We start from the raw sequence: 26114 nt of genomic DNA, 5'->3' as shown, positions 1-26114 counted from the left end.
CCCTTGGCCAGGAGACGCGGCTGGATGTTTTCCGGCTGCTCGTCCGCGCCGGTCCGGAAGGCATTCCGGCGGGCGAGATCGCCACAAGGCTGGATACGGTCCAGAACACCATGTCGGCGCATCTGAAGGTGCTCGCCCATGCCGGGCTGATCCACCCCCAACGCGATGGCCGGATCGTGCGCTACGTCGCCGACATGACCGGGTTTCGGGACCTGCTGGCCTATCTGATGGAAGATTGCTGCAACGGCGCGCCGGAACTCTGCCGTCCCGTCATCAATGCCGTGACCTGTGACTGCTAGGAGCACGCCGATGAGCGAAGTGGCTGTACGTGATCGCCCGCACCCTGCCGAAGGCCAGCTGAGCGCCGTGGCGAACGACCTGCCACGCCGCTGCGTTGCCGAAGCGCTGGGAACCGCGTTGCTGGTCGCGACCGTGGTCGGTTCCGGCATCATGGCATCCCGGCTGACGAACGACATAGCCATTTCGCTGCTCGGCAACACGCTGCCGACGGGAGCGATCCTTGTCGTGCTGATCACGATACTCGGGCCGGTTTCAGGCGCGCATTTCAATCCGGCCGTCACCCTGGTGTTCGCGCTCCGCCGCGAAATCGACGCGAGGGCGGCGATCGCCTATGTCGTCGCCCAAATCGTCGGCGGCATCGCCGGGACGTTCCTGGCGCACGCCATGTTCGAACTGCCGATCCTGCAGGCCTCGGTGACGGTGCGGACCGGAGCCGGGCAATGGCTCGCCGAGGCAGTCGCCGCCTTCGGCCTCGTCTTCACCATCCTGGCAGGCCTGCGCTTTCGTTCCGATGCGATCCCCTGGCTGGTCGGGCTTTACATAACAGCCGCCTACTGGTTCACGGCCTCGACCTCATTCGCCAATCCGGCCGTCGCCATCGCCCGTGCCTTGTCGGACACGTTTTCCGGCATCCGCCCGGTCGACCTGCCGGGTTTCATATCAGCCGAATTGCTGGGCGCGCTGCTGGCCATGGCCCTGGCGGGCTGGCTGCTTGCCGAACCGAAACCAACCAGACAGATGCAGGCCGCGAAATGACCATCACCATCTATCACAATCCCGATTGCGGCACCTCGCGCAACACGCTGGCCATCATCCGGCAGTCGGGCGAGGAACCGGAGGTGATCGAGTATCTGAAGACGCCGCCGTCACGGCAAAAGCTGGTCGAGTTGATCGCTTCCATGGGCATGACACCGCGCGAACTGCTGCGCGAGAAGGGCACGCCCTACGCCGAACTCGGCCTCGCCGACCCGAAATGGTCCGACGACGAGATCCTCGATTTCATGCTGGCGCACCCGATCCTGATCAACCGGCCGATCGTGGTCAGCCCGCTCGGCGTGGTGCTGGCCCGGCCGTCGGAAAAGGTGCTGGACATCCTGCCCAACCCGGACATCGGTGCGTTCACCAAGGAGGATGGCGAGGTGGTCACCGACGCTTCGGGCAAGCGGGTCGGCTGACGGTATTTCCATATTTTTCGAAATTAGGTTGACGACTCGACAGGTGTCGCGTAACTTATTTCCATGAAACTCGAAAAAGCAGCCGCCCAGCTCGAAGCGCTCGGCAATCCGACGCGGCTTCAGCTTTACCGCATACTGGTGCGCGCCGGTGACGACGGGCTTGCCGTCGGCAGCGTCCAGGGCAAGCTCGATATTCCGTCCTCGACGCTGTCGCATCATCTCAAGCGGCTGGTCGACACGGGCCTTGTGACGCAGGAGCGGCAAGCGACGACACTGATCTGCCGCGCCAACTATCCCGGCATGAACGCTCTGATCGGCTATCTCGCCGACGAGTGCTGCGCGGATGCGGCCTGCGCGCCTGCCGTCGTCAAAGCGCTGGCCTGATTTTTTTCGCTGTGTAATTCGAAGATACCGGAAGGATCGAACATATGGACATGATGGCAAACCTTCCCGTCGCGGTGATCGGCGCAGGCCCGGTCGGCCTCGCCGCCGCCGCGCATCTTGTCGAACGCGGCATCCGCCCGCTGATCCTCGAGCGCGGTGAAAGCGTTGGCGCTGCACTGCTCGAATGGGCACATGTGCGGGTGTTCTCGCCATGGCAATACAATATCGACGCGGCGGCGCGGGCGCTGCTCGACCGCTCCGGCTGGACGGCGCCGGACATGCGAGGCCTGCCGACCGGCGGCGAGATCGTGCGCGATTATCTGGCGCCGCTTGCCGCAGTTGCCGGCATCGCCGCCAATCTGAAGCTCGGCGCCGAGGTCACCGCGATCACCCGCCAGGGACATGACAAGGTCGCCAATGAGGGTCGCAAGGACGCTCCCTTCGTCATCCGCTACCGCGATGCGGGCGGCGAGCACCGCGTTCTCGCGCGCGCCGTCATCGATGCGTCCGGAACATGGTCGCGGCCAAACCCCATCGGCGTCGACGGGCTGCCGGTTGCCGGCGAAGCCGCGGCCTGCGAGCGCATTGCCTATGGCATTCCCGACGTGGTCGGCAAGGCCAGGGAGAGCTATGCGGGCAAGCGTGTCCTCGTCATCGGCGGCGGGCATTCGGCGATCAACGTCGCCCTGGCGCTCATGGAGTTGCAGGACGCAGCGCCTGGTACCGAGATTTTCTGGGCGCTGCGGCACGCCAGCGTCGACCGGCTGCTTGGCGGCGGGCTGAACGACCAATTGCCCGAACGTGGCGCGCTCGGCCTCGCCGCCAAGCAGGCGATGGCGGATGGAAGGCTGAACATGCTGGCGGCTTTCGCCGTCAACCGCATCGAGATGCAAGGCGAGGGGCTTGCCGTCGACGCCAGCCTGGCCGGCAAGCCATTCAGCCTTTCCGTAGATCGCATCGTCGTCACCACGGGCTTCAGGCCCGACCTGTCGTTCCTCGGCGAAATCCGCCTCGCGCTCGATCCCGCCGTCGAAGCACCGCCGGCGCTGGCGCCGCTGATCGATCCGAATTTCCACTCGTGCGGCACGGTTCCCGCGCATGGCATCCGGGAACTTGCCCATCCCGAACCCGGCTTCACCATCGTCGGCTCGAAATCCTACGGCCGCGCCCCGACCTTCCTGATGGCGACCGGCTACGAGCAGGTCCGCTCGGTCGTCGCCGACCTTGCCGGAGACCACGTCGCGGCGCGCGAGGTGCGGCTGGTGCTGCCGGAGACCGGCGTGTGCAGCGCCGATGTCGTGACGGGATCGGACAGTGCTGATTGTTGCGGCGGGCCCGCGCCCGCCAATGTCGATGCCTGCTGCCTCGAGGATGCGGACGCCAAGGCAAAGGGTGCGTCGGGCTGCGGCTGCGCAACGGGCTCATCGGTTGGCGCCAAGGCGACGGAAGCCGTGGGCGTCGATGCCTGACCGGTCTGTCCTGCGCAAGGCGATATGGGCGCTCGGGCTGACGCAGATCATCGGCTACGGCACGCTCTATTACAGCTTTTCGATCCTGGCGCCGGCGATGGCCAGGGAGTTCGGTCTCACGGAAGGGTGGGTGTTCGGCGCGCTCTCCGCCTCGCTGTTTGCCGGCAGCCTCTTCGCGCCCACGGCCGGGCGCTGGGCCGACCGCTTCGGCGCGGGGCGCATCATGACCATAGGCTCGGTCGCGGCAGCCGTCGCGCTGGCGCTGTGCGCCGTCTCGCCCGGACGCGTGACCTTTGTTCTGGCCTTGCTGGCGATGGAGCTGGCCTCCAGTTTCGTCCTCTACAGCGCCGCCTTCGTGGCGATCGTGCAGATCGGGGTTCCCCGGCCGCAACGCAGCATCACTCACCTGACGCTCATCGCAGGGTTCGCCTCGACCCTGTTCTGGCCGCTGACCTCGGCGCTGCATGCGCATTTGACATGGCGCGAGGTCTATCTGCTGTTCGCGGCGCTCAATCTCGGACTCTGCCTGCCGATCCACGCCTGGCTGATGCGCCTGTCGCGCCGTCACGCGACGGCCGCGCCGCAAGAGCGCGGGCCAGCCCATGAAGCGGGCGCGGCACTCGATCCGCGACGCGGGCAGGCCGTGTTCCTGCTGATGCTGGCGGGCTTCGCCTCCGAGGGCTTCGTGCTGTCGGCGATCCTCATCCACATGGTGCCGCTGACGGCGGCACTTGGGCTCGGCACGGCCGGCCTCTTCGTTTCGACCCTGTTCGGGCCGGCGCAGGTCGCCAGCCGGTTGATCAACATGCTGTTTGGCGGGCGGCTTCAACAAACGCATCTCGCCGTCATTGCCGCGTCGCTGCTCACGGCCGGGCTGTGCACGCTGCTGTTGACCACGCCATGGCTGCCTGGCGCTTTCCTGTTCGTGCTGCTGTTCGGCCTCGGCTCCGGTCTCACCAGCATCGTCGGCGGCACCTTGCCGCTCGAGCTCTTCGGCCGCCAAGGCTATGGCGCGCGGCTGGGATGGGCGAGTGCCGCCCGCCAGTTCACCTCGGCCTTCGCGCCGTTCGCGCTGGCCTTCATGATGGCGCGGACATCCGTCGCCAATTCGCTGTGGGTGCTGGTGGTCGTCGCCGCGAGCGGCGTCATCGCCTTCCTCGCCATCGCGCTACTGAGACGGCGCGCCGGCCGGGTTGCGTTTGCGATTGGCGGCAGTCCGGAAGAGGCGAGCTAGAGCCTGTTCCATCCCGATGGTATCGGGATAGAACTCTATCTCTGTGTTTGAGCATGATCTTTTCCGAAAACCGGATCCCACTTTTCGGGATCATGCTCTTGCCTCAATGCCGCAAAATCTTGCTCAGGAAAGCGCGGCTGCGGTCGGTCTTGGGGTGCGAGAAGAATTCGTCGGGCGTCCCGCTCTCGACAATGGCGCCGGCATCCATGAACACCACGCGCTGGGCGACCTTGCGGGCAAAGCCCATTTCGTGCGTCACCACCATCATGGTCATGCCTTCCTCGGCGACCGCCACCATGACGTCGAGCACTTCCGAAATCATCTCGGGGTCGAGCGCCGAGGTCGGTTCGTCGAACAGCATGATCTTTGGCCGCATGCCGAGGCAGCGCGCGATCGCCACGCGTTGCTGCTGGCCACCGGAGAGCTGCGCCGGATAGGCGTTGACCTTGTCGGCCAGCCCGACCTTGGCCAGCAATTCGCGCCCGGCCTTTTCGGCCTCGGTGCGCGGGATCCTGCGGACATGGATGGGTGCCAGCGTGACGTTTTCGAGCGCCGTCTTGTGCGGATAGAGGTTGAACGACTGGAAGACGAAGCCGATCTCGGTGCGCAGCTGCGTCATGTTGGTGGTGGGGTCGCCGAGGCGCTGGCCGTCGACGACGAGATCGCCGTCCTTGATCGCCTCCAGGCCGTTGACGCAGCGGATCAGCGTGCTCTTGCCCGAGCCGCTCGGGCCGCAGACAACGACCACCTCGCGCGGCTCGACGCTGAGCGTGATGTCCTTGAGCACGTTGAGCGCGCCGAACCATTTGTTGACGCCGCGAAAGTCGATCATACCGGTTTTGGTCATATTTGCCGGACCTTTGGGGTTCGCTGTCACAGCTGCACCTCGCCATGCGCCGCGCCCATGCGGTGTTCGAGCCGGCGGGCGAGCATGATCAGGGGATAGCAGACGATGAAATAACCGACGCCGACGAGGAAGAAGACCAGCAGGCCGTTGGGCACACGCTGCACCACCAGCCAGCCGACGCGGGTGAGGTCGGTCAGTCCAATCGCCGAGACGACCGAAGAGTCCTTGATCAGCAGCACATACTGCCCGACCAGCGGCGGCAGCACGATGCGCATCGCCTGCGGCAGCACCACCTGGCGCATGCGCTGCCAGCGCGACAGGCCGGATGCCAGCGCTGCCTCGACCTGGCCGGTCGGCACCGAGCGAATGCCCGCGGCGACGATCTCGCAGATGAAGCAGGCGGCAAGGTTGGTCAGCGCGATAATGCCGGCGGTGAAGGCGTCCAGCTCGATGCCGAGCTCCGGCAGGATGAAGAAGATCAGGAAGATCTGCACCAGGAACGGCGTGCCGCGGATCAGGTCGACCCAGGCGCCGATGAGGCTGCCCACCAGCCGGTTGCCGCCGGTGCGCAGGATGCCGAGACCGAAGCCAAGCAAGGTGCCGAGCACCAGGCTGATCAGCGACAGCACCACCGTCATGCCGAGACCGCGCAGCGCCAGCGGATAGCTGCCGGCGAGGCTTTGCAGCTGTTGCCAGATCATGTCCGCGCCCCCGCTGTGCCGAGCCAGCGACCGGAGAGAGCAGCCAGCCCCTTCAGGCAGTAGTAGAGCAGCAGGTAGAAGGCGGCGATGGTGAGGAAACCTTCCGCCGGCATGAAGCGGTCGGAGGCGAGCAACTGGCCGGCGCGGGTTAGCTCGGCGACCGAGATCAGCGACAGCAATGCGGAATCCTTGACCAGCACGATCGCCTGGCCGAGCAGCGGCGGGATCGTCACCTTGAAGGCTTGCGGCAGGATGACCAGGCGCATGCGCTGGACATAGGTCATGCCCGAGGCGACGCTGGCTTCGACCTGGCCACGAGGGATCGACAATATGCCGGCACGAATGATTTCAGCGACATAGGCGCCGCTGTTGAGCGATAGCGCGAGGATGCCGACGACCAGCTCGGGCAGGACGAAGCCGAGCCGGGGCAGGCCGAAATAGAGGAAATAGAGCTGCGCCAGCAAAGGCGTGGCGCGCACGGCGTCGATATAGGCCTTGGCCGGGGCACGAAACAGCCAGCCGCGCTGCAGGTTCATGGCGCACAGCACGATGCCGACGGCGAGCGCGCCGAGAAAGGACAGCGCCGACAGCCACACGGTCGTGACCAGGCCCTGCCCGAACAGGGGCAGGTACTCGACGATGGTGCGGAAGCTGAAATTCTCGAGCATCGCTGGGCGGTTCCCCAAAGCGGGCGAAACGAAAGGCCAGGCGGCTTCGCGGCGCTCAAGACGCGCGCAAAACCGCCTGGATCCCAAGGGCGGTTAGTGGTCCTTCTTCCAGGCGTCGGAATTGACCCAGTAGTCCAGGTTCTTCTGCAGGCGCCCATCGATGCTGACCTGGTCGAGGAACAGGTTCATCCAGACCAGCAGGTCCGGCTCGTCATAGCGGGTGGCGAAGGCAAGCGGTTCCTTCGACAAAAGCTCCGGCATGATGGTGAAGGTGCCGGCCGGATAGGCGGTCGACTGGCCCTTCACCGCCGAGACGTCGTTGACGCCGCAATCGGCCTGGCCGTTGTTGACGGCGTCGAGCAGCAGCGGACCGCCGCCCTTGTAGCTCTTGATGTCGGCATCGGTGAAGACGGCCTTGGCCTCCTTCTCGCCGGTGGCGCCGAGCAGCACGGCGATCTTGGTGCCCTTGGCCTTGCAGTCCTCGGTGGTCTTGAACTTGCTGTCGGCCTTGGTGAACACGGTGCTGCCCGTATACATGTAAGGTTTGGTGAAGGCGACCTTCATGCCACGCGCCAGCGTCGGCGTCATGTCGGCGACCAGAAGGTCGGCCTTGCCCGACAGCAGCGCGGGGATCAGGCCGTCCCAGTCGAAGTCGAGGAAGGTGATCTTGACGCCCATTTCCTTGGCCATCAGCTCGGCCAGTTCAACCGAACTGCCAGTGCGTTCGCCATTGGCGCCGACCAGCGAGAAGGGCGGTCCTTGTGTCTGCACGGCGACGCGCAACTCGCCGCGCTTGGTGATGTCGTCGAGCGTTCCGGCGCTGGCCGCGGTGGCGAGCCCGGCGAGCGCAAGTCCAGCGATGAAAAGTCTGGCAATCTTCATTTGGCATTCCTCCTTGTTTTATTGTTCCACGTTGTTGTTTCACCCTTCGGGGTGCTTTTTTGAGCGGCAGCGCCGTTGCCGGCGGCAGCCACCGTTCGAAAACCTTCAGTCCCAGGCCACCGTCTCGGTCACAGTGATGCCGCGCCTGGCCAACTCGTCGAAGAAGCGGTCATCGGGCACATCGAGCAACGGGTTGAGCAGGCCTGGTTTGGTGATCTCGCGCCGCGCCAGCATCTGCGCCACGATGCTGGCGGGATAGCCGACGCCGAGGCTCATGCCGAACAGGCCGGAGGCCAGGTCGCGCTCGATGATCAGGTCCGAGGTCACCGTCTTGCGGCGGCCGCCTTCGAGGCCGGAAAAGACATTGCGCATCACGCAAAGGTCCTTTTCGCCGGGGCCGTACTGCAGTTGCGGCCCGAGCAGCCGGCCGAGGAATTCGCGCGGGCTGGAGCCGGTGCCGGGCACCTTGTCTTCGGAAAGGAAGCCGAGTTCCTTCAGCGGCGCCCAGAAGGCCGACCATCCCGGCCAGCGCAGCGTATAGCGGCCCGAGCGGCGCAGCCCTTTTGCCGCGTCCAGCATCTCGACATAATGCAGCGCATCGCCATTGGGGAAGGCCTCCAACGCGCCCAGGCCCGCCACCTCGATCTCGTGGATGAAGGGGTTGTCGTGCTGCCGGCCGGCCGGCACCGCGACGCGTTCGCCGTCCTCGATCATCACGCTGTCGCGGTTCTGGCTGACCAGAACCATGTCGAAGTTCCAGCTCACCTTGTAGCAAAGGGGCTTAGTCATCGCCTTCGGCTCGGGGATGCCGCCGCAATAGGAATCGATCGCGGCGATGGTATCGAACTGCCTTGCGGCGCGCGCGTAGAGAACCAGGTCGATGCCGGGATCGAGCCCGCATTCGGCCATGATCGGCACACCAGCCTGTTCGGCGGCCGGTGCCAGGTCGGCGATGGCCTTGCCGTAGTTGGTGGTGACCAGCGGCGTGCGCGTTGCGATCGCGGCCTGGACCGCCTCACGCATCAGTGGCTGCGGCAACAGGTCGATGACGGCGTCGGCATCCGCCAGCACGCCGGCCAAGGCAGGGCCGATCGCTCCCTGCGGTACCACGAAGCGCACGCGGGCAAGGTCGGTCAGGCCGTCAAGGCGAGCCGCGCCGTCCGGCGCCGTGTCGACGCAAATCACCTCCTCGGCACCGCTGGCGACGAGATCGGCGATGGCCGCCCGGCCTTGCAGGCCGAGGCCGCCGAGAACCGCTATTCTCATGCCGGCTCCTTGCGATCGTCCGACCAGCAGCCTTCCGGCAGGCTGACCCATTTGTTGCAGGACGCCATGACGACGAAGGTCTCGCTGCGAACGACTTCGCCCGGCTCGCCGGCCCCCGGGATCAGCTCGCTGGTGACGCGGTAGAGATCGGCGACGTCACCGGCCACGGTCACGTCGACGATGATGTCGAAGCGCCCGGTGACCACCGAAGCCGAGTTGACGAAGGGCAGTTCGGAAATGCGCTGCGCCAGCTCGCGGGCCCGGCCGCGTCCTTGCGCATTGATACCGACAATGGCCGAAATCAGCTCGGGACGCTCGGTCAGGTTCAAGAGCCCGACGATCTTCAGCAGATTGCGGTCGAGCAGGTTGCGCAGCCGCGTGCGCACCGTCGGCACCGAAATCGCCAACATCTCGGCGAGGCGGTTGATGCCCGGCTGCGCGTCCTGCGACAGCTGTTTGACCAGCCGCCGATCGGTCAGATCGAGATGTTCCCGCAAAGGCTCTGTCTTTCATAAAAAGAAAAAAGGTCGGCAAATTATTTGCCTATATGAAAACAAGCTATGTCACGAATTTTTGAAAAGCAAGGTGTTGTTTTCGCACCAAGTGGCATGGTGCGTCGTCTGGCGCGGTTGCGGTTGCGCTATTGCGTTGCCGGGTTCAGACCAGCGCGGCAGCCAGCAATTTCGCTTGCGGCGTCAATTCGTCGAAGCGGCGGGCGCACAGATTGAGCTGGCGTGTTGCCCAGTCGTCGGTGAGCCGCAGGCTGCGCAGCGAGCGTGCCGAGTGGCGCGCCGCACTTTCCGGGACGATGGCGATCCCGGCGCCTTGCGTGACGAGGCGGCAGACATTGTCGAGGCCGGGCACTCGGATGCGGATATGCAGATGACCGCCAAGGCGGGCGGCCTGGCGCGTGACGTGCTCCTGCAGCGCATGGCCCGTGCCGAGCCCGACGAAGGGTTCGCCGAGAATGTCGGCGAGGCTGGTAGTGCGGCCTTCGATGCCGGGCCAGTTCCGCGCGGCGATCACCACCAGCCGGTCAATGAAGAACGGTTTCTGTTCGAGATGCGATAGGCCAGCCCAGGTCGCGGCGATGCCGAGATCGGCCGCACCGCTGGCCACCGCCTCGGCGATCTCATGGCTGGGGCGCTCGTCGAGATCGATGTCGATCTGGGGATGCGTGACAAGGAAAGCCGGCAGGATATCGCGCAGCAGCTCGCCGGTGGCGGCGGTGTTGGCGAGCAGCCGGACGCGGGCGCGAAGACCGGTGGCGTAGGCGCCGAGGTCGCCGGCCATCGCCTCGATCTGGTTTTGCACGGCGCGCGCGTGATGCAGCAGCGCCTGTCCGGCCGCCGTCGGCACCACGCCACGGCGGCGTCGTTCCAGCAGTGGCGCGCCGAGGCGGTCCTCCATGCCCTTGATGCGGGCGCTGGCCGAGGCCAGGGCAAGGCCGGCGAGTTCGGCGCCATGGGTGATGCTGCCGCGCTCGGTCACCAGCAGGAACAGCCGGAGATCGACCAGATCGAAGCGCATTCTTTTGCTCCTGCAAACGGTTCGGCCGGCAGACAAAGCCAGTGAATTCTTCGATGGATCAGCCTTCGTTCTGGCCGAAGGCTGACAGCGCAACTTCCACATTGTGACCGGCCCGCATCTGCGTCAAACAGTTTCAGGTGGAGATGTGTGATGAGCGAACGAACATCTGGCCGTCCCGGCATTCTTGAAAGCACGGCGATTGTGCTGGCCGTCGCCGTGGCCTGCCTTGCGATGGTGCGGGTGGAGCCCGGCCTGCGAGGATGCGCGACGACCTCCGTCAGCCGCAATGCCGCGCCGGCAAAGTCCAGCCCTGAGGCCGATGTAACGGACATGCTGCTGCATGACTGATCCTGCCCTGAAGGTGCGCTCGTGCTGAGCGCCGGTGTCTTCGCCTGGATCGGTGCGGTCTTTCTCGCCGCCGGCGTGGTCAAGGGCGTCGTCGGCATGGGCTTGCCGACGGTGGCGATGGGGCTGCTGGCGGTGACGATGCCGCCGGCGCAAGCCGCCGCCTTGCTGCTGATCCCGTCACTGGTCACCAACCTCTGGCAATTGTTGACCGGCCCGTCGTTCGGCGGCCTGTGCAAGCGGCTGTGGACGATGATGGCCGGTGTCGTGCTCGGCACCGTCGGAGGCGCTGGCCTTTTGACCGGCTCGCACATTGCGTCGGCGGGGTTGGGCGCGGCGCTGGTGCTTTATGCGCTTGTCGGCCTCGCCAGGGCCAGCTTCACCACGCCGGCGCGCCATGAGGCGTGGGCGTCGCCACTGGTCGGCGTCGCGACCGGGCTGGTCACCGGCTGCACCGGCGTCTTCGTCATCCCGGCCGTGCCCTATCTGCAATCGCTGCGGCTGGACAGGGAAGACCTGATCCAGGCGCTCGGCCTGTCCTTCACTGTCTCGACGGCAGCGCTGGCCATCGGACTGTTCAGAACGGGAGCTTTCGCATCGCCGACGATGCAACTGGCGGGATCGGCCGCAGCCCTGGCGCCGGCGCTGGCCGGCATGGTCGTCGGCCAGGCGCTGCGCCAGCGGATGAGCGTCGAGACCTTCCGCACGGTGTTCTTCGTCGGGCTGCTGGCGCTGGGGGTCTATCTCGCGGGGGAGGTGGTGTTTTAGCCGCGCAGGCCTACCGAACCACCAGGACCGGGATTTCGGTTAAGGACAGCACCTCCGCGGTCTGGCTTCCCAACAGCAGCCTGCCCAGTCCCCGGCGGCCGTGCGAGGCCATCACGATCAGGTCGCAGCCCTCAGCCTTCGACAATTCCAGGATCGCCTCGGCGGGCTTCTTGTCCTCGATATGCACCACCTCAGCGCGCACATTCGCCAGCTCCGCCGACGCCTTGCATTTGTCGAGCACGTCCTTGGCGTATCTGCGACCGCCTTCCTGATAGGCGACGAATTCATCGCCGGCGGCATAGCCGGCCATGGTGCCGCCCCAGGCGAAGATCGGGAATGGCTCGGTGACGTGGACAAAGGTAACGGTGGCGCCGAGGCGGCTGGCCAGCGCCAGGCCGTGGGCAACGCCCTTGTCGGCCAGTTCCGATCCGTCCGTGGCGATCAGCAAATGTGTGTACATGATGATGTGACCTGTTGTGCCAGGGCCGACACGCCCTTGTGGTGGTGAGAGCCTGTAGAGGCTGACCTTGATATAGTTGCGCCACCGGGCTCATCACAGTGGCCAGCTCGATGCGGATCAAGGCCAGGCGATTGCACACTTTCGCGTTGGCCGGATTCCCCTTTGCCGCGTCCTCCTCTAAGGTGCCGGCGATTTGAGGGACACCCATATGAGCAGCGCATATCCGCAGATCCATCTGGTCCGCCATGGCGAGACGGCGTGGAGCCTTTCGGGGCAGCACACCGGCCGCACCGACATGCCGCTGACGCCGGCCGGCGAGGCTGCCGCGCGCGGCGTCGCCGAGCGGTTGAAAGGCCTGTCGTTTTCGGCCGTATGGTCGAGCCCGTCGCAGCGCGCCTACAACACCAGCGTGCTGGCAGGCTTCGGCGCCGAGAGCGTCAAGAACGACGATCTGCAGGAGTGGGACTACGGCGCCTATGAAGGGCTGACGACAAAACAGATCCTGGCCGAGCGGCCTGGCTGGAACGTGTTTCGCGATGGCTGCCCGAAAGGCGAGACGGCGGCCGATGTCGGCGCCCGGGCCGACACGATCATCGCCGCACTGCGCAAGGCCAATGCCGACATTCTGGTGTTTTCCAGCGCGCATTTCCTGCGGGTGTTGGCGGCGCGCTGGATCGGCCTGCCGCCGGAAGGCGGCGCGCTGTTCGTGCTGGACACGGCAAGCATCAGCGTGCTCGGCTACGAGCACGATCTGACCGAGCCGGTCATTCGCAAGTGGAACCAGAAATAGGTCAGGCAACGCCCTGCTTGTCGAACTTCTTGATCGCCTCGGCGGTCACGGGCGTGAAGAAATTCACCAGATTGCCGTCCGGGTCGCGGAACAGCAGCGAGCGGTTGCCCCAGGGCATGGTGGTCGGCTTCTGCACGGTTGCGTCCTTGATGGTGTCGGACAGCCTGGCGAATTCCGCATCGACGTCGCCGACGCGGAATTCGATGATGGCGGTGTGGTTGTCGGCGGGGCGGGCGACGTCGCCGCCAAACAGCTGCAAGGTGCGCGTGCTGCCGATCGCCAGCGTGCAGGCCGGAGTCGCCAGTTCGGCGAAGTCTTCGGTGTAGATCGTCACGGGCATGCCGGTGATCTCGCCGTAGAACCGCACGAGGCGCTGGACATCCGACGTGATGATGCGGACCGAGACGAAATTCATTGCATTGCTCCCTGATTTGCTGGAGCCACGGTCGGGCTCGTGCGCAGATATAGACCAGCCCTCCTGACAGCTTCCCGTCAGGAGGCCGGCCAGACAGGCGGCAGGCCGAAGGGAGCAAAAAGGTCGGGGCCGAGCGGGCCGACATAGACCGTCAGCGAGGCGATCCCGCCGTCGGCCGGCTCGATGATATGCAGCGACTGGGCGCGCCATTCCGAATCCTGATGGCGCCGCGCATAGATCGCGACCGCGGGCTGGCCGTTCGCGCGGGTGGCGACCGGCTGGTAGCCGGCGAAATTGCCCCAGACAGTCTTGAAGAAACCATGGATCGCCTGGCGGCCCTGATACCAGTCCAGCCATGGCGGCATGTGATAGGTGGCGTCCTCGCGCAGCAGCTCGATGAAGCCGTCGAGGTTGGCGGACTGCCAGGCCTGCATGTAGCGCTCCAGCAGCAGGCCCTCTTCGCCGGTGGGCCGCGATCGCTGCAGCGGACGCCCCTGCGGATAGCGTGCCCCAAGCGTTGCGCGGGCCCGCTGCAGGGCGCTGTTGATCGAAGCGGCGGAGCCGCCCAGCAATTGCGCGCTCTCGAGCGCCGACCAGCCCAGCACGTCGCACAGCAAAAGGGCGGCGCGCTGCCTGGGCGGCAAGGACTGGATCGCGGCGACGAAGGCGAGTTGCACCGCTTCGCGGGTCTCGTAGCGCGCTTCCGGGCCCGGCTCGCCGTCGATAAGGTCCGGCAGCTCAGTGTCCGGGTAGGGCTCCAGCCAGGCGAGTTCGGCGGCGGGTCCGGCAGCGGCGCGTCCCTCGGACGGCGGCCTTCCGGGCTGCTCGACAATGCGATGCGCTGATGACCTCGCCTTGATGGCGTTGAGGCAGCTGTTGGTGGCGATGGTGTAGAGCCAGCCGCGCAGCGAGCCGCGGCCATCGAATTGCGACCGGCCGCGCCAGGCTTTCAGGAACGTGTCCTGGACGAGGTCGTCGGCCTCGTGCAGCGTGCCCATCATCCGGTAGCAATGCAGCTTGAGTGCGCGGCGATGGGCCATTGTCAGGCGCTCGAAGGCCAGCCGGTCGAGGATCGGCTGGCCTTGCTCGCCCATTGGCTCAAGCGGGCCAGGAGCGTCTGTCATGTCGAGCCCATTGGGTTGAATTCGACTGGCATCCTGCGCGCCTCATGCCGCCGCCGCAAGTCCGCTGCCGCTGACGGTGAAGGAGACGCCTTGCAGCTTGCCACCGGCGAGCGTGACCACGGCGTGCCCGACATCGGCCGGTGTCTGCATGTCGGTCATGCTGGCGAGGAAATCCGCCGGGCTGATGCCGAGATAGGCCGAGACGCCGTCGATGCCGCGCTGGCCGACGCCGGTGTCCGGCATGATCCGCATCGGCACCAGCGCCATGAAGCGCAGGCCAAGGCCGAGCCGGTCGGCTTCCTTCTGGCAATGGGCGGCAAGGAACATCTGCATGCGCTTGGCGCCGGAATAACCGCCGGAGTTCGGTGGGCCGCCGCTGAGCGCCGCGCCACTGGAGATCAGCACCACCCGGCTACCCGGCTTCAGCCGGCCCTGAAGTGCGGCCTTACAAAACAGGAACGATGCCTTGACGTCCATGTCCCAGTTCGCGGAGAAGTCGTCCCAACTTTGGTCCTGGACCGGCGCTGACGGGGCAAGGGCGCCGGCGCAGATCACCAGAACATCCGGCTCCAGCGCGTCGAACACCACATCGGGCGCGGTCTCCTGCGTGGCGTCGACCGCCAACGTCTTCACTTTGGGTTTCTCCCAGGACAGCTGCTTCAGATCGGCTGCACCCCGGGCTACGGCGAGCACCGTCGCGCCCTCGCTGAGTGTGGTTTCGACGATCGCGCGGCCGACACCCCGGCTGCCTCCGACGACGACGACATTCTGACCTTGTAACGATGCCATGGATCACCTCGTTTCTTCCGGCGGCCGGACCATTCCAGCGCCTGTAGATCAGGACAGCGCGGGCGAGCGGAAATCATCGGTGGGGGGCAAGATTTTTTTTGAGGTGTCGCGGTTGAAGAGGCCTGCACCCGCCACTTACCCCGCCAGCAGCGCCAATTCCTCCGGCGTCAGGTGCCGCGCCGTGCCCTTGGCGAGGTCGCCGAGCTGCAGGCGGCCGATGGCGATGCGGATCAGCCGCAGCACTTCGATGTCATGCGCGGCGAGCAGGCGGCGGATGTGGCGGTTACGGCCCTCGTCGAGCACGATCTCCAGCCACGCGGTGCGGCCGCCGCTGCGCAGAAGCTCGATCGCGTTCGTGGTCAGGGTCTCGCCGTCGACGGTCACGCCGGCGCGCAATCCTTCCAGCATCGCGGCGTCGGGCACCTTGCCGATCTGCACGTGGTAGGTCTTGGGCAGATGCGAGGCCGGGTCCATCAGCCTGTTGGCAAACTGGGTGTCGTTGGTCATCAACAGCAAGCCTTCGCTCGCCTTGTCGAGCCGGCCGACCGGCGAGACGAAGGGCAGGTCGAGCCCGTCGAGGCAGGCATAGACGGTGTCGCGCTGTTGCGGGTCGTCGCGGGTGGTAACCATACCGCGCGGCTTGTTGAGGATGAGATAGACCTTGCGCTCGGCAACCACCGACCGGTCATCGACGACGATGCGGTCGCGGTTGAGGTCGACACGAAGGGCCGCATTGCGCACCACCTTGCCGCCGACGCGCACACGTCCCTCGGCGATCAGCACCTCGGCCTGCGTGCGCGAGCACAGGCCGAGCTTCGACAAAGCGCGGTTGAGGCTGACGCCAGGCGGTTTGCCAGTGTGCGGCTTGCCAGTGCTAGCGTTGCGGGCAGGTGGCCTGCTGTTGGGTGGTCGTGCTGCCATGCTGCTGCGGATCGGTCCGTTGTGTCAGACAGATGCCACGGGCCATGACGGTTTCGCAAGCCGGATGCGGCGAGGCTCGCTCACATGCGGCGATGGCGGGCTTGTCTCCTTCCACGAAGCTGTTCTTACCGGCAGGCTATTCCCGCCCGTTGAAGAACGCCGTCAGCACGGGTGCGTGCGCGGCGGGTTTCAGCACGTGGTTCTGGCCGGCCAGCGTCCGGTAGCGGGCATTGGGCAGCGCCTCGGCCAGCGCCTTGTTGCCACGCTGCATCCAGAGCGGGCTCTTGCCGCCATCGGTCACCAGCGTCGGCACGCGCACCGAGGCCCAGCGGGCAGGGTCGAGCGTCTTGCCGAGCTGATCGCCGGCGACGATGGCGCCGTCATAGGGCAATGTATGCGCCACCGCCTTGAGTTTGCGCCAGATCGGCGTCAGCCGCATGAAGACAATCAGCAGGCTGGGCATGCCGACCGATCTGAGGAAGGCAGTCACCGCGTCGCCGCGCCGTTCTTCAGCGATCGCGGCCCGGATCGTTGCCCAGTCGCCTTGCGTGGTCTCGCGGCTGTCGTCGACGATCAGCGGCGCTTCGTAGAGCGCCAGCTTGCCGATGCCGGGCAGGCGGCTTGCCGCCATCAGCGCCAGCATGGCGCCCGACGACATGCCCCAGACGAACGCCTCGCCGCCGGCTGCCTGGAGCACGGCCTCGATGTCGTCGATCTCGCGTTCGACCGCGTAGGGCGTGGTGTCGCCGCTGTCGCCACGGCCACGGCGGTCGTAGCGGAACACGGTGAAGCTGCCTTCAAGCGCCCTGGCGAGTTGAAGGCTCGGGCCCATGGTGCGGGAACAGAGCGCGCCGTCGACCAGGATGAGCGGATGGCCCTGGCCACGGCGCTCGCAGGCGATAGGCGTTCCATCCCGCGACAGGACGGCCTGCGTGGTCGGCTCGGCGTTTTCAGCCAGCATGGTTGCCTCCTATCAGCTGCTCGAGCCGGTCGAAGCTCTGCGTCCAGCCGCCGCGCATGCCGAGTGCCAGCATGCGGTCGCGGTCGGCAGCGCTGGCCAGCGTCACCTCGAAATGGACGTGGGTTCGCTGCGCATCCGGCGTGAAGGTCACCGTATGGCGGCTTTGCCCAGGCGGCTTGCCGGCCCATTCGCGCAATTCGGGATCCGGCTCGTCGGAATAAACCAGTCGCCTATCCGCCACGATTTCGAGATAGCTGCCCTGGTTGCGGTAGAGCGCCCCGCTCAAGGTGCGCATGTCGATGCGCCAGCGGCCGCCGACGCGTAGGTCGAGCGCACAATGCGGGATGGTGCAGTCCTTGATGCCCCACCATTGCGCCACCAGCAAAGGATCGGTCCACAGCCGGAAGACACGCTCGACCGGGGCATCGAAAATCCGCTCGATGGCAAAGCTGCGGTCGGCTGTCGAAGCCATGGGCGTGGTCATTCCGGTTTGTCCGCGCCGCGCCGCAGCAAGTCCTCCATGCGGTCGAAGCGGCCTTCCCAAAGCTTGCGGTAGCCGTCGAGCCAGCGGTCGATGTCGCGCAGCGGCCTGAGTTCGATGCGGCTCAGATGCTTCTGCGCCGACCGGCTGCGGGTGACCAGGCCTGCCTGCTCCAGCACGCCGACATGCTTGGAGATCGCCCGTACGGTCAGCGCAAAAGGTTGCGCCAGTTCGGCGACCGAGGCTTCGCCGTCGAGCAGCCGGGCAAGGATGGCGCGGCGCGTCGGATCGGCCAGCGCGGCAAATGTGTCGTCGAGGGAGATTTGAATTGCCATTATGGAACCATTTAGTTCTGGAACTAATTGGTTCTATAAAAGACGCCGCTTGCCGCGTCAATCGGAAAACGCTCGCAAACAGAACGCTGGTCGTGAAGGGCAAGGGGTTGCCGACCCCGGAAAATCCAAAAATCCGACAATTCCGATAATTTGCCCGACAGTTCCGTTCTATCGATTATTGCGCAAACGGATGACCCTGGGTTAGCATCCCCGCGCTGACGTCGATGGGAGGCACTTTTCAACAGCGGCGACCAGCTGGAGCGGCACGCGTTTTCGGGCGCACGGAGGATGCTCCAACACTTTGAACCGGCGCATGATCCCTTCCCAAGACCAATCACGGCCTTGGGGATGATGCGTCTCTGTGGAGGAGAAACCCTATGAACAGACGTGAATTCCTGCTGTCGTCCACGGCCTTTAGCGCCATGATGCTTGCCGCGCCCTCGGTGTTTGCCGAGGACAAGCTCACCATCCTCGGCTCGGTGCCTAATCTCGGCTTTCCGTTCTTCGTGCACATGCTGAACGAGATCAAGGCCGAGGCCGCCGCGCAAGGCGTCAACCTGACCGAGAGCGACGGCCAGAACTCGGCCACCAAGCAGACCGCCGACATCGAGGCGGCGCTGGTGCAGAAGGTCAACGCCATCGTCATCTCGCCGCTCGACGTCAACGCGCTGGCGCCGGCAATCGAGGAAGCGGTCAAGGCCGGTGTTCCCGTGGTGACGATCGACCGCCGCGTCGACGGCGTCGAAGGTATTTTGGCCCATGTCGGCGCCGACAACGTCAAGGGCGGCGAGGCGGAGGCCAACGCCATGGTGGCGGCGTTCCCCAATGGCGCCAAGATCTTCCATCTGCAGGGTCAGCCCGGCGCCGGCCCGGCGATCGATCGCAACAAGGGTGTCCACAATGTGCTCGACCCGTTGAAGGACAAGTACCAGATCGTATTCGAGCAGACCGCCAACTTCGCCCGCGCCGAGGCGCTGTCGGTGACCGAGGCCGGCCTTGCCGCCAACGGCAAGCCGGATGCCATCGTCTGCGCCAATGACGACATGGCGCTCGGCGCCATGGAAGCGTGTGCGGCGCGCAACTTCACCGATGTGAAAATCTACGGCTTCGACGCGCTGCCGGAAGCGTTGGTCGCTGTACGGGACGGCAAGCTCGCCGGTACCGTCGAGCAGTTCCCCGGCGAACAGTCGCGCACGGCGGTACGCATCGCGGTGGCTTACGCCAAGGACAAGACCGAGCCGAAGGAGAAGCTGGTGCTGTTGACGCCGATCGTTATCGGCAAGGACAATCTCGACAAGGCCGAGCGGATTGGCGAGACGAAGTAGTTGGGCAGGTTGCGCACAGATCGCCGAAGCTGGCGCCGCCCCTCATCCGCCTGCCGGCACCTTCTCCCCGTGTAGCGACGGGGAGAAGGGAATCGCTCTGACGCTGGCGACCTCCTCTCCCCGTCTCTATACGGGGAGAGGGTAAGGGTGAGGGGCAGCGCTGACGTTCGATGACTCAGGGAGCAACCATTGCCGTTAGCTGAAGCCGTATCGTCACCGCCCGTCCTGCTAGCCGTCGAGGGCGTCACCAAGCATTTCTCCGGCGTCACCGCGCTGAGCGACGTCTCGCTCGACATCCGGCCGGGCGAAATCCTCGGCCTGCTTGGCGAAAACGGCGCCGGCAAGTCGACGCTGCTCAAGATCCTGTCGGGTGTCATGCCGCCGTCGAGCGGGCACATCACCTTCGACGGCGCCGACTATCATCCGTCCAGTCCGCAGGATGCCAAGCGGCTCGGCATCGTCACCATCTACCAGGAGCTGAGCCTGATCCCGACTCTGACGGTGGCGGAGAACATCTTTATCGGCCGCGCACCGATCGGTCCGCTCGGGCTGGTCAGCTGGCGCAAGATGGAGGAAGATTCCCGCGCGATCATCGCCCGCGTCGGTCTCTCCATCGATCCGATGACGCCAGTGTCGGCGCTGTCGGTGGCCGAACAGCAGCTGGTCGAGATTGCCCGTGCGCTGTCGCTGGAAAGTCGGCTGATTATCATGGACGAACCGACCTCGGCGCTGACCGAGACCGAGGTGCAGCGACTGCTGGCGATCATGGACCGGCTGCGCAGGGACAAGGTCGCCATCATGTTCGTCACGCACCGGCTGGAAGAGGCCTCCGCCATCTGCGACCGCATGACGGTGCTGCGCGACGGCAGGCTGGCCGGGCATCTCGACCGCCAGGGCGGGCCGATCGCGCTGCCGAAGATCATCGAGAAGATGGTCGGCCGCGCCGCATCCGAACTCTATGCGCGGCCGGCGCAACGCGCGGTCGCCGGCGATGTCGTGCTGTCGGTGCGCGGGTTGCGCACGGTGCGCGACCCCGAGGCGCCGCATGCCATCGTGCTCGACGGCGTCGACATCGATCTCAAGGCTGGCGAGATCCTCGGCGTTGCCGGCCTCGTCGGCTCTGGCCGGACGGAGCTGGCACGCGCCATTTTCGGCGCCGACCACATCGCGACGGGCACCATCACGCTCGACGGCAAGCCAATCGCTCCCGCGTCACCGGCGGATGCCATCGCGCTCGGCATCGGCCTGGTGCCGGAGGACCGCAAGCACCAGGCGATCTTTGCCGCACTCGGCATCCTGCCGAATTTCTCCGTCGCTTCGCTCGGCACGTTCAGCAACGGCTTCGGCTTCATGGCCGAGCGGCGCGAACGCGATGCGCTTGCCGGTTTTCGCAAGATGCTGTCGATCCGCATGGCCTCGGTCGAACAGGCGATCGAGGGCCTGTCTGGCGGCAACCAGCAAAAGGTGATCCTGGCGCGCTGGCTGGCGCGCGATCCGAAAGTGCTGATCGTCGACGAGCCGACGCGCGGCGTCGATGTCGGCGCCAAGACCGAGGTGCACCAAATCCTGGTGCAGCTTGCGGCGCGCGGCATCGCGGTGATGATGATCTCGTCCGAACTGCCGGAGGTGCTGGCGGTGTCGGACCGCATCGTCACCATGCGCCGGGGGCGCATCACCGGCGAGATGCCGGGGATCGAGGCAAGCGAGGAAAAACTGATGGAACTGATGGCACTCGACAAGCGGGACACGAAGGGGCCGGATGCGACGGGGCAGGCACGATGAGCGTGGCGGGAGAGCAGAACCAGCGTAGCGGCATCAACATCGCGCGGCTGCTGATGAGCTTTGGGCCGCTGCTGTTCCTGGCCGCGCTGGTCGTCGTCTTCACCGTCCTGAAGCCGAGCTTCATCGACCCGATCAACCTGTTCAACATCACGCGCCAGATCTCGATCACCGGCCTGATCGCGCTCGGCATGACCTTCGTCATCCTCACCGCCGGCATCGACCTGTCGGTCGGCTCGCTGCTTGCGTTCTGCGGCATGGTCGCCGCCGTGGTCGCCAAGGGCGGCACCGCCAACACGCTGTCGCTGTCGACCTCAGGCACGCAGGGCTATGGCTGGTTCGCCGCCCTGCTGGCCGCCGTCGTGGTTGGCGCTGCAGCAGGCGGCGTGCAGGGCCTTGCCATCACCAGGCTGAAAGTGCCGCCCTTCGTCGTCACGCTGGGCGGGCTGACGGTGTTTCGCGGGCTGACGCTGACCATTTCCAATGGCGGTCCGATCTCGGGCTTCGACGCTTCGATGCGCTGGTTCGGCACCGGCCTGATCGGCCCGGTGCCGGTGCCGGCGCTGATCTTCGCGGCGGCCGCGATCCTGTGCCACCTCGTGCTGCGCTACACGCGCTACGGCCGCGCCGTCTATGCCGTCGGCGGCAATGCCGAGGCGGCACGGCTGTCGGGCCTGCGCGTCGACCGCATCCTGGTCTCGGTCTATGTCATCGTCGGCTTCTTCGCCGGTCTGGCCGCCTTCGTCCTGTCGGCGCGGCTCAACTCCTCGGAAGCGGTGGCCGGCATCGGCTACGAGCTGACGGTGATCTCGGCCGTGGTCATCGGCGGCACCTCGCTGTTCGGCGGCATCGGCTCGGTCGGCGGCACGGTGGTGGGTGCCGCCCTGATCGGCGTGCTGCAGAACGGGCTGCAGTTCAACAACGTCTCGTCCTACACGCAAAGCATCGTCATCGGCCTGATCCTGATTCTGGCGGTGGCGTTCGACCGCTGGCTGAAGTCGCGGGTGAGAAGATAGTCGCTTGTCCCTCTCGGGGAGAAGGTTGGGTCGACGCACAGTGCCTAGACGGATGAGGGGTGCTGGACGGATAGGGAAGCAAGCTATTGGATGCCTGCTCGTCTGGCCGCCTCCAGCGCCCAGAGCCGGTGACCGTAACGGCGGAAGTAGCGTGCGACCAGGCGCTGCTGTCTGGCTCTGATGAGGTCGGGCAGGCGCCGCTCCTGGCGCCAGCGCGGCATGTTGCGCCAGAAGGCGATGAAGCGGGCGGCATCCTCGATGGCTTCTTGCGCCGACAGCGCCGGACCGATCGCCGCCAGGAACAGCGCCTGCGAATGTTTCAGCGCGTCGATGACGGCCTTGCGCCTGACATGATCCTGGCGGGCGCGCTTGATGCCGTTGCGGCGGATCGCGTCGAAAGCTTCGAGCAGAGCAGGGCTGTCGCCGGTGTAACCGCAGGCGCGGGCGAAATCGGCGGCAAGGGCTTCCATCGTCACTCCCGGATAAGATGCGGCGGGCGGTTCGCGCCCGACTCACATTTGTGAGTTGATATAAGCATAACTCAAATAAATGTAGAAGAAAAACTTTTGGGAATCTTTGAGATGGTCGACTCGACTCGCGGCCTAAAACACAGGATTATGCGAACAAATCAGGAACAAAAGACGAGGCAGGGGCGATGGCATTGCCAGGCAAGGAAGCAGTAATCGCGCATGTCGCCTCGATATCAGTCGAGTGCGCCGATTGCGGCCGCAACAGATGGTGGCGGCCCGATCAGCTGAAGCGGTTCGGGGTGACGGAGAATACGCCGCTGGCCGCCCTTTCAGGCCGCATCGTCTGCTCGGCCTGCCGCGCCGACGGGCTGCCGGGTGTGGCCATTTCGATCCAGGCGGCGTTCATCGACGAGCGTCAGCGCGTGCGCAGCGAAGCCCGGATGCTGAACGACCGCGAGGCGCCGCTGGAGGGAGCGAGGCGGGCGTGAGGAGAGGGGCGCTGTGGGAGCCGCCACCCTAATACCCCAGCAGTTCCTTGAGCGGGATGACGCGCCAGACCTGTTTTATGGCGTAGCGGTTGAAGGTCAGGGTCTTCGGCGGATTGTACTGCTCGACCACCAGCTCGGCGGTGGTGCGCTTGACCAGCTTCTTGATGAAGGCCTTGCCGTTGCGCTCGTTCTCTTCGGGAAAGGTCTCGATCACGACATGGTCGCCGGGCACCGCCTCGCGGCCGCCGCAATAGATCATGTCGCCCGGTTCGTAGCGCGGCACCATCGAGTCGGACAGCACGTGCAGCGCGAACACCTTGGGGAGGTTGCGGATGCCGGGCGGACGCTGGACATAGCCGGCCGGCTCGCCGTTCAAGGTGAAGTCGCCGTCATCGCCGCCGACGGCGGCGCCCAACACCGGGATATCCATCGGTCCGGCGGGCGGTGCGCCAGCATCGGTGACGATCTCCACGTCGGCGACCGGGCCGGCATCGTCGAGGAAGACGACCTCGCCCTTGCCCAACGCCACCGGGTCGACGCGCAGGAAGGCGGCGGTCTTCAACAGGTTCTCGGTCTTGGGCAGGTTGCGGCCGGTTTCCCAATTGCCGACGGCGGCGACATCGGTGTCGTTGTGCTCGGCAATGTGGCGCATGACCAGGCCGCGCTGCTTGCGCGCCTGGCGGATCGCCGCCCCGACCTTGATTGACAGTTGCGTTTTTGCCATGGCGCGCATGTGAGCGATGAAAGTGGTTCTCGTCTATGAAAGAATGGCTTGCATATATTTTTGAGTTATGCTTATATACGGACATGCAAAACCTGTCCAGATTCGATGGCGCCGTGGCGCCAGCCTCGCATGAGGCGCACCCGGCGATCACCACCGCCAGCCATTCCCTTCCGCCCCGGCCGTCCTCCTCCCCGGCCGGAGCGAAGCCCGAGGCGCCTTGCCTGATTGCATCGGCCTCGGATCCGCCCGTCACCGGCGACCGGAACGGCCGGAGCCGCCGCTCCCAGCGGCTCCGGCCCCCAATTCGATCGAGACGGCGCTGGCCAGGATTCTGCCGGTCCAGCTGACCGGTCATGCATCCGCACGCAGGATGGCACCGTCATCCTGTTCGATCCTCTGGCGGGCAGGGCGGTTTCCGCCTCCGACAGAAAAACGGCCGTGGCGCGGCTTTCGCGCCTCGCTGAACCGGCCAGGCGGCGAGCCCGCTCCCGCTGAGGCTAAAGCCGGAGCCAGCCGGCCCTCCGAACAGACAACCCTGACTGCGGCCCAGGCAACCGGGCCCAGCCCTGACGCTTGCCCGACGGCGCACGGCCGAAGGCAGAACTTTGGATGGAGCCTTGAGATGGCAAGCTATACCGACGCCGAATTGCAAGTGATCGCCGGCTGGCTGAAGGGCGGGCTTTCCGCCTCGAAGATCGCGGCGGCTTTCACAGTGCTGCGCGGCGCGCGCGTGTCGCGCAACGCCATCATCGGCATCGTGCACCGCAACGCCATGCTGAGTGCGATCGGCTTTGCCAATGGCAAGCGGCTGCCGGCCCGCAAACGCAAGGCGAGCAAGCGGGCGAACGGAACGGGCGGGGGCATCGCCAAGGTGTCCGACACGATCGACGTCGTGCTTGCCACCGGCATCGCCGGCACGCCGGTCCGGCCGAAGCGCTTGCCGCAACCCCTGTCGGCGCGCGAAGTGGGCGTGCTGGTCGCCGATGGCGAAGCCTATCGCCTGGAGATGCCGGTGCCGCCTTGTGCGGCCCTCGGCCGCCAGCCGCATGGCGTGGCGATGCGTTTCATCGACTGCCTGTTCGGCCGCTGCCGCGCGCCGCTGGACCTGACGCTGGAAGAAGATCCTGAAAACGATGCGCCGGGCAGCCGGCCTGGCGCCGACATGCTGTGCTGCGGCATGCGCACCAAGGCGCTGAAAAGCTATTGCCCCTACCACCAGGCCCGCTTTCGCCGCCGCGTTTTTGAGGCGCAGGCGGCTGAGTATTCCTTCCCCCCGTTTACGGGGAAGGTGCCGGCAGGCGGATGAGGGGCGGCGCTGAGGTGGCGGGATTGAAAACAGATATGATCTTCAAGCATCCAACCGAAGCGCTGGCGTCGCCCCTCATTGCCCTGGCGGGCATTTCTCCCCGTGAACGGGGAGAAAGAAACCTCGTCGCCCTATTTCGGTATCTGCCGGCCTTGCTTGGGCATGCGGCTTTGCACGGTCCTGGTCTCGAGCGTCATGGCCGGTCCGCCTTCGGCCTCCAGGATGTCGGCCACCCTGGCAAAGCCGGTGAACACTTTCATGGCGTCGGATTCGGAAATCTGCGCTGCGATGGCAGCGCTGCAGGCGTTGAGGGCGCTGCGGTAGACATGGCCGCGCCGCTCGAGCGGCCAGCGCTGCAGGAAGTCGGCGGCGTCGTTGACGCAGTCGATCTCTTCGATCTGTCCGTCGATCCGCACCTTGAGCGGCACTCCGGTCTTCATCGTACCCACGGCGTTCACCTTCACTCTGCGCGGGGCTGGAAACCCCGCTCTTATCAACGCGCCACGCTGGCTGGCGGTTGCATCACATTTTCGGTCCGGCCCTGCCCACCAAACTCACAACCCTCACGGGCTGACCACGGCGTCCAGCCAGGCATGGGCGCGGCTTCTTGGCCTGGCCACCAATATGTTCTGTTGCCGAGCCGCCCTGGTGAGGGCGTCGAAGGCGATGCGCTGGCTGCAAGTGCCGTCCACCGCCAAGGCGACGAGCCTGGCCGCCTCGACATAGCCAGGTGCTGTCTTGTCTGGCCATTGCTGCCTGAGCGCGTCGGCGGCCTCGGCCACCGAGCCGACCAACATGGTTCTGCTGTCGCAAAAGCGCAGCGTAACCGGCATGAAAGCTGTCATACGCAAACCTCCCGTTGGTATAGACGCGACATAACGTCGAAAGTTCGCGCTGGTTCCATTAGTCCGGACGCGGATATGGCCGCAGTCTCGGCAAGGCTTGATTTTGCCCCTCCAGAGCGCAGCACCGCATCGAGCAGCGCAAAACGCCGCGCCAACGGCGAGCCGCTCGCCGCGAGGGGCGGCGCGTCAGAACTTGGGTTCCTCGCCCCACGGAGTGGGGAGAGGTGGCTCGGCGTAGCCGAGACGGAGAGGGGGCAACCTCCGCTCAGTCAATGCCGGTTGAGGATAGGGCACCAACCATGATCCCCCGCGCGGG

General features: G+C 65.8%; 33 protein-coding genes and 1 pseudogene. 15 read left to right on the top strand and 19 right to left on the bottom strand.

The window, feature by feature from the left end:
• The 6 genes from ACXJ7R_RS03400 to arsK all read left to right on the top strand — a co-directional run.
• Positions 1-299: ArsR/SmtB family transcription factor (locus ACXJ7R_RS03400; RefSeq protein ID WP_457150585.1), on the top strand; the 299-nt coding region annotated here is incomplete at its 5' end.
• A 67-nt stretch (positions 300-366) separates the two neighbouring features.
• Entirely contained in the window at positions 367-1056 is a 690-nt protein-coding gene (locus ACXJ7R_RS03395) for an aquaporin (RefSeq protein WP_457150588.1), read from the top strand.
• Positions 1053-1475, top strand: coding sequence for an arsenate reductase (glutaredoxin) (gene arsC / locus ACXJ7R_RS03390; protein WP_457150584.1), 423 nt, complete (start codon positions 1053-1055; stop codon positions 1473-1475). Before ACXJ7R_RS03395 ends, arsC begins: the two co-directional genes overlap by 4 nt.
• A gap of 63 nt (positions 1476-1538) precedes the next feature.
• Positions 1539-1859 carry an ArsR/SmtB family transcription factor gene (locus ACXJ7R_RS03385; RefSeq protein WP_457150583.1) on the top strand — a complete coding sequence of 107 codons (321 nt, stop codon included), beginning with the start codon at positions 1539-1541 and terminating at the stop codon, positions 1857-1859.
• A 44-nt stretch (positions 1860-1903) separates the two neighbouring features.
• On the top strand, positions 1904-3328 hold the full coding sequence (locus ACXJ7R_RS03380) for an NAD(P)-binding domain-containing protein (protein ID WP_457150582.1): 1425 nt from the start codon (positions 1904-1906) through the stop codon (positions 3326-3328).
• Complete coding sequence (gene arsK, locus ACXJ7R_RS03375; protein WP_457150581.1) at positions 3321-4562, top strand: arsenite efflux MFS transporter ArsK; 1242 nt, start codon at positions 3321-3323, stop codon at positions 4560-4562. The genes ACXJ7R_RS03380 and arsK overlap by 8 nt, the downstream gene beginning before the upstream one ends.
• A gap of 103 nt (positions 4563-4665) precedes the next feature.
• Here the strand turns inward: arsK and ACXJ7R_RS03370 are convergent, their stop codons facing one another.
• From ACXJ7R_RS03370 to ACXJ7R_RS03340, 7 genes are all read right to left on the bottom strand, one after another.
• Complete coding sequence (locus tag ACXJ7R_RS03370) at positions 4666-5409, bottom strand: amino acid ABC transporter ATP-binding protein (RefSeq protein WP_457150580.1); 744 nt, start codon at positions 5407-5409, stop codon at positions 4666-4668.
• A gap of 26 nt (positions 5410-5435) precedes the next feature.
• Positions 5436-6110: an amino acid ABC transporter permease gene (locus tag ACXJ7R_RS03365; protein ID WP_457150579.1), complete on the bottom strand. Its 675-nt coding sequence runs from the start codon at positions 6108-6110 to the stop codon at positions 5436-5438.
• Positions 6107-6778, bottom strand: a complete 672-nt coding sequence (locus ACXJ7R_RS03360; RefSeq protein WP_457150578.1) for an amino acid ABC transporter permease — start codon at positions 6776-6778, stop codon at positions 6107-6109. The genes ACXJ7R_RS03365 and ACXJ7R_RS03360 overlap by 4 nt, the downstream gene beginning before the upstream one ends.
• 93 nt (positions 6779-6871) lie before the next feature.
• Positions 6872-7660, bottom strand: a complete 789-nt coding sequence (locus ACXJ7R_RS03355) for an ABC transporter substrate-binding protein (protein WP_457150577.1) — start codon at positions 7658-7660, stop codon at positions 6872-6874.
• 105 nt (positions 7661-7765) lie between these two features.
• Complete coding sequence (locus ACXJ7R_RS03350; RefSeq protein ID WP_457150576.1) at positions 7766-8926, bottom strand: saccharopine dehydrogenase family protein; 1161 nt, start codon at positions 8924-8926, stop codon at positions 7766-7768.
• Complete coding sequence (locus ACXJ7R_RS03345) at positions 8923-9423, bottom strand: Lrp/AsnC family transcriptional regulator (protein WP_095091173.1); 501 nt, start codon at positions 9421-9423, stop codon at positions 8923-8925. Before ACXJ7R_RS03345 ends, ACXJ7R_RS03350 begins: the two co-directional genes overlap by 4 nt.
• A gap of 160 nt (positions 9424-9583) precedes the next feature.
• Positions 9584-10456, bottom strand: coding sequence for a LysR substrate-binding domain-containing protein (locus ACXJ7R_RS03340; protein WP_457150575.1), 873 nt, complete (start codon positions 10454-10456; stop codon positions 9584-9586).
• Between the two features lie 150 nt (positions 10457-10606).
• Here ACXJ7R_RS03340 and ACXJ7R_RS03335 point away from each other — a divergent pair, with 150 nt between their 5' ends.
• Positions 10607-10804, top strand: coding sequence for a hypothetical protein (locus ACXJ7R_RS03335; protein ID WP_457150574.1), 198 nt, complete (start codon positions 10607-10609; stop codon positions 10802-10804).
• Between the two features lie 21 nt (positions 10805-10825).
• Positions 10826-11569, top strand: coding sequence for a sulfite exporter TauE/SafE family protein (locus ACXJ7R_RS03330; protein ID WP_457150573.1), 744 nt, complete (start codon positions 10826-10828; stop codon positions 11567-11569).
• Between the two features lie 10 nt (positions 11570-11579).
• Here ACXJ7R_RS03330 and ACXJ7R_RS03325 read toward each other — a convergent pair whose 3' ends face one another.
• Positions 11580-12029, bottom strand: coding sequence for a universal stress protein (locus ACXJ7R_RS03325; protein WP_457150572.1), 450 nt, complete (start codon positions 12027-12029; stop codon positions 11580-11582).
• A gap of 208 nt (positions 12030-12237) precedes the next feature.
• On the opposite strand from ACXJ7R_RS03325, the gene ACXJ7R_RS03320 reads away from it, so the two are divergent.
• Positions 12238-12819 carry a histidine phosphatase family protein gene (locus tag ACXJ7R_RS03320; RefSeq protein WP_457150571.1) on the top strand — a complete coding sequence of 194 codons (582 nt, stop codon included), beginning with the start codon at positions 12238-12240 and terminating at the stop codon, positions 12817-12819.
• 1 nt (position 12820) lies between these two features.
• On the opposite strand, the gene ACXJ7R_RS03315 is transcribed toward ACXJ7R_RS03320, so the two are convergent.
• The 7 genes from ACXJ7R_RS03315 to ACXJ7R_RS03285 all read right to left on the bottom strand — a co-directional run bounded on the left by ACXJ7R_RS03315 (position 12821) and on the right by ACXJ7R_RS03285 (position 17845).
• A complete protein-coding gene (locus ACXJ7R_RS03315; RefSeq protein WP_095091179.1) occupies positions 12821-13234 on the bottom strand; it encodes a VOC family protein in 414 nt (137 codons plus the stop codon).
• Positions 13235-13311: 77 nt separating this feature from the next.
• Entirely contained in the window at positions 13312-14358 is a 1047-nt protein-coding gene (locus tag ACXJ7R_RS03310) for an RNA polymerase subunit sigma-70 (protein WP_457150570.1), read from the bottom strand.
• A gap of 42 nt (positions 14359-14400) precedes the next feature.
• On the bottom strand, positions 14401-15147 hold the full coding sequence (locus ACXJ7R_RS03305; protein ID WP_457150569.1) for an SDR family NAD(P)-dependent oxidoreductase: 747 nt from the start codon (positions 15145-15147) through the stop codon (positions 14401-14403).
• Between the two features lie 135 nt (positions 15148-15282).
• Entirely contained in the window at positions 15283-16068 is a 786-nt protein-coding gene (locus ACXJ7R_RS03300; protein ID WP_457150568.1) for a pseudouridine synthase, read from the bottom strand.
• A gap of 136 nt (positions 16069-16204) precedes the next feature.
• Complete coding sequence (locus tag ACXJ7R_RS03295; protein WP_457150567.1) at positions 16205-17029, bottom strand: alpha/beta fold hydrolase; 825 nt, start codon at positions 17027-17029, stop codon at positions 16205-16207.
• Positions 17019-17513 carry an SRPBCC family protein gene (locus tag ACXJ7R_RS03290; protein WP_457150566.1) on the bottom strand — a complete coding sequence of 165 codons (495 nt, stop codon included), beginning with the start codon at positions 17511-17513 and terminating at the stop codon, positions 17019-17021. The genes ACXJ7R_RS03295 and ACXJ7R_RS03290 overlap by 11 nt, the downstream gene beginning before the upstream one ends.
• Positions 17510-17845, bottom strand: coding sequence for an ArsR/SmtB family transcription factor (locus ACXJ7R_RS03285; RefSeq protein WP_457150565.1), 336 nt, complete (start codon positions 17843-17845; stop codon positions 17510-17512). Before ACXJ7R_RS03285 ends, ACXJ7R_RS03290 begins: the two co-directional genes overlap by 4 nt.
• Before the next feature lie 377 nt (positions 17846-18222).
• Between ACXJ7R_RS03285 and ACXJ7R_RS03280 the strand changes: the two genes are divergently transcribed.
• The 4 genes and pseudogenes from ACXJ7R_RS03280 to ACXJ7R_RS03265 all read left to right on the top strand — a co-directional run bounded on the left by ACXJ7R_RS03280 (position 18223) and on the right by ACXJ7R_RS03265 (position 21965).
• Positions 18223-19170, top strand: coding sequence for a substrate-binding domain-containing protein (locus ACXJ7R_RS03280; protein ID WP_457150564.1), 948 nt, complete (start codon positions 18223-18225; stop codon positions 19168-19170).
• 285 nt (positions 19171-19455) lie between these two features.
• A pseudogene (locus tag ACXJ7R_RS03275) lies at positions 19456-19884 on the top strand (ATP-binding cassette domain-containing protein); the annotation flags it as partial.
• Positions 19879-20952 carry a sugar ABC transporter ATP-binding protein gene (locus tag ACXJ7R_RS03270; protein ID WP_457150587.1) on the top strand — a complete coding sequence of 358 codons (1074 nt, stop codon included), beginning with the start codon at positions 19879-19881 and terminating at the stop codon, positions 20950-20952. The pseudogene ACXJ7R_RS03275 and the gene ACXJ7R_RS03270, both read left to right, overlap by 6 nt.
• On the top strand, positions 20949-21965 hold the full coding sequence (locus tag ACXJ7R_RS03265) for an ABC transporter permease (protein ID WP_457150563.1): 1017 nt from the start codon (positions 20949-20951) through the stop codon (positions 21963-21965). Before ACXJ7R_RS03270 ends, ACXJ7R_RS03265 begins: the two co-directional genes overlap by 4 nt.
• An 83-nt stretch (positions 21966-22048) precedes the next feature.
• Here ACXJ7R_RS03265 and ACXJ7R_RS03260 read toward each other — a convergent pair whose 3' ends face one another.
• On the bottom strand, positions 22049-22435 hold the full coding sequence (locus tag ACXJ7R_RS03260) for a hypothetical protein (RefSeq protein WP_457150562.1): 387 nt from the start codon (positions 22433-22435) through the stop codon (positions 22049-22051).
• Positions 22436-22620: 185 nt separating this feature from the next.
• Here ACXJ7R_RS03260 and ACXJ7R_RS03255 point away from each other — a divergent pair, with 185 nt between their 5' ends.
• Complete coding sequence (locus ACXJ7R_RS03255; RefSeq protein WP_457150561.1) at positions 22621-22923, top strand: hypothetical protein; 303 nt, start codon at positions 22621-22623, stop codon at positions 22921-22923.
• A gap of 28 nt (positions 22924-22951) precedes the next feature.
• Here ACXJ7R_RS03255 and ACXJ7R_RS03250 read toward each other — a convergent pair whose 3' ends face one another.
• A complete protein-coding gene (locus tag ACXJ7R_RS03250) occupies positions 22952-23656 on the bottom strand; it encodes an XRE family transcriptional regulator (protein WP_095091188.1) in 705 nt (234 codons plus the stop codon).
• A gap of 613 nt (positions 23657-24269) precedes the next feature.
• Between ACXJ7R_RS03250 and ACXJ7R_RS03245 the strand changes: the two genes are divergently transcribed.
• The gene (locus tag ACXJ7R_RS03245; protein ID WP_457150560.1) at positions 24270-24953 is read left to right on the top strand and encodes a GcrA cell cycle regulator; all 684 of its coding nucleotides are present in this window, start codon (positions 24270-24272) and stop codon (positions 24951-24953) included.
• A gap of 131 nt (positions 24954-25084) precedes the next feature.
• Here the strand turns inward: ACXJ7R_RS03245 and ACXJ7R_RS03240 are convergent, their stop codons facing one another.
• Together ACXJ7R_RS03240 and ACXJ7R_RS03235 are read right to left on the bottom strand one after the other, a co-directional pair.
• Positions 25085-25393, bottom strand: coding sequence for a DUF982 domain-containing protein (locus ACXJ7R_RS03240; protein ID WP_457150586.1), 309 nt, complete (start codon positions 25391-25393; stop codon positions 25085-25087).
• A 123-nt stretch (positions 25394-25516) separates the two neighbouring features.
• Positions 25517-25798, bottom strand: a complete 282-nt coding sequence (locus ACXJ7R_RS03235) for a DUF982 domain-containing protein (protein ID WP_457150559.1) — start codon at positions 25796-25798, stop codon at positions 25517-25519.
• Positions 25799-26114 lie beyond the last annotated feature (316 nt).

Source organism: Mesorhizobium sp. P5_C1 (assembly GCF_054049815.1).
The sequence above is the reverse complement of the archived record's forward strand: the minus strand, read 5'-3'. Positions and strand labels throughout refer to the sequence as shown.

Bases quoted from the DNA above. Each gene is read 5' to 3' on its own strand.
- ACXJ7R_RS03280 (WP_457150564.1), top strand. From the start codon at position 18,223: ATGAACAGACGTGAATTCCTGCTGTCGTCCACGGCCTTTAGCGCCATG.
- ACXJ7R_RS03370 (WP_457150580.1), bottom strand. From the start codon at position 5,409: ATGACCAAAACCGGTATGATCGACTTTCGCGGCGTCAACAAATGGTTC.
- ACXJ7R_RS03305 (WP_457150569.1), bottom strand. From the start codon at position 15,147: ATGGCATCGTTACAAGGTCAGAATGTCGTCGTCGTCGGAGGCAGCCGG.
- ACXJ7R_RS03310 (WP_457150570.1), bottom strand. From the start codon at position 14,358: ATGACAGACGCTCCTGGCCCGCTTGAGCCAATGGGCGAGCAAGGCCAG.
- ACXJ7R_RS03300 (WP_457150568.1), bottom strand. From the start codon at position 16,068: ATGGCAGCACGACCACCCAACAGCAGGCCACCTGCCCGCAACGCTAGC.
- ACXJ7R_RS03245 (WP_457150560.1), top strand. From the start codon at position 24,270: ATGGCAAGCTATACCGACGCCGAATTGCAAGTGATCGCCGGCTGGCTG.
- ACXJ7R_RS03365 (WP_457150579.1), bottom strand. From the start codon at position 6,110: ATGATCTGGCAACAGCTGCAAAGCCTCGCCGGCAGCTATCCGCTGGCG.
- ACXJ7R_RS03235 (WP_457150559.1), bottom strand. From the start codon at position 25,798: ATGACAGCTTTCATGCCGGTTACGCTGCGCTTTTGCGACAGCAGAACC.
- ACXJ7R_RS03325 (WP_457150572.1), bottom strand. From the start codon at position 12,029: ATGTACACACATTTGCTGATCGCCACGGACGGATCGGAACTGGCCGAC.
- ACXJ7R_RS03250 (WP_095091188.1), bottom strand. From the start codon at position 23,656: ATGCGCGCCATGGCAAAAACGCAACTGTCAATCAAGGTCGGGGCGGCG.
- ACXJ7R_RS03355 (WP_457150577.1), bottom strand. From the start codon at position 7,660: ATGAAGATTGCCAGACTTTTCATCGCTGGACTTGCGCTCGCCGGGCTC.
- ACXJ7R_RS03360 (WP_457150578.1), bottom strand. From the start codon at position 6,778: ATGCTCGAGAATTTCAGCTTCCGCACCATCGTCGAGTACCTGCCCCTG.
- ACXJ7R_RS03350 (WP_457150576.1), bottom strand. From the start codon at position 8,926: ATGAGAATAGCGGTTCTCGGCGGCCTCGGCCTGCAAGGCCGGGCGGCC.
- ACXJ7R_RS03265 (WP_457150563.1), top strand. From the start codon at position 20,949: ATGAGCGTGGCGGGAGAGCAGAACCAGCGTAGCGGCATCAACATCGCG.
- ACXJ7R_RS03285 (WP_457150565.1), bottom strand. From the start codon at position 17,845: ATGGCAATTCAAATCTCCCTCGACGACACATTTGCCGCGCTGGCCGAT.
- ACXJ7R_RS03335 (WP_457150574.1), top strand. From the start codon at position 10,607: ATGAGCGAACGAACATCTGGCCGTCCCGGCATTCTTGAAAGCACGGCG.
- ACXJ7R_RS03260 (WP_457150562.1), bottom strand. From the start codon at position 22,435: ATGGAAGCCCTTGCCGCCGATTTCGCCCGCGCCTGCGGTTACACCGGC.
- arsC (WP_457150584.1), top strand. From the start codon at position 1,053: ATGACCATCACCATCTATCACAATCCCGATTGCGGCACCTCGCGCAAC.
- ACXJ7R_RS03255 (WP_457150561.1), top strand. From the start codon at position 22,621: ATGGCATTGCCAGGCAAGGAAGCAGTAATCGCGCATGTCGCCTCGATA.
- ACXJ7R_RS03380 (WP_457150582.1), top strand. From the start codon at position 1,904: ATGGACATGATGGCAAACCTTCCCGTCGCGGTGATCGGCGCAGGCCCG.
- ACXJ7R_RS03270 (WP_457150587.1), top strand. From the start codon at position 19,879: ATGGACGAACCGACCTCGGCGCTGACCGAGACCGAGGTGCAGCGACTG.
- ACXJ7R_RS03315 (WP_095091179.1), bottom strand. From the start codon at position 13,234: ATGAATTTCGTCTCGGTCCGCATCATCACGTCGGATGTCCAGCGCCTC.
- ACXJ7R_RS03320 (WP_457150571.1), top strand. From the start codon at position 12,238: ATGAGCAGCGCATATCCGCAGATCCATCTGGTCCGCCATGGCGAGACG.
- ACXJ7R_RS03290 (WP_457150566.1), bottom strand. From the start codon at position 17,513: ATGACCACGCCCATGGCTTCGACAGCCGACCGCAGCTTTGCCATCGAG.
- arsK (WP_457150581.1), top strand. From the start codon at position 3,321: ATGCCTGACCGGTCTGTCCTGCGCAAGGCGATATGGGCGCTCGGGCTG.
- ACXJ7R_RS03340 (WP_457150575.1), bottom strand. From the start codon at position 10,456: ATGCGCTTCGATCTGGTCGATCTCCGGCTGTTCCTGCTGGTGACCGAG.
- ACXJ7R_RS03295 (WP_457150567.1), bottom strand. From the start codon at position 17,029: ATGCTGGCTGAAAACGCCGAGCCGACCACGCAGGCCGTCCTGTCGCGG.
- ACXJ7R_RS03240 (WP_457150586.1), bottom strand. From the start codon at position 25,393: ATGAAGACCGGAGTGCCGCTCAAGGTGCGGATCGACGGACAGATCGAA.
- ACXJ7R_RS03385 (WP_457150583.1), top strand. From the start codon at position 1,539: ATGAAACTCGAAAAAGCAGCCGCCCAGCTCGAAGCGCTCGGCAATCCG.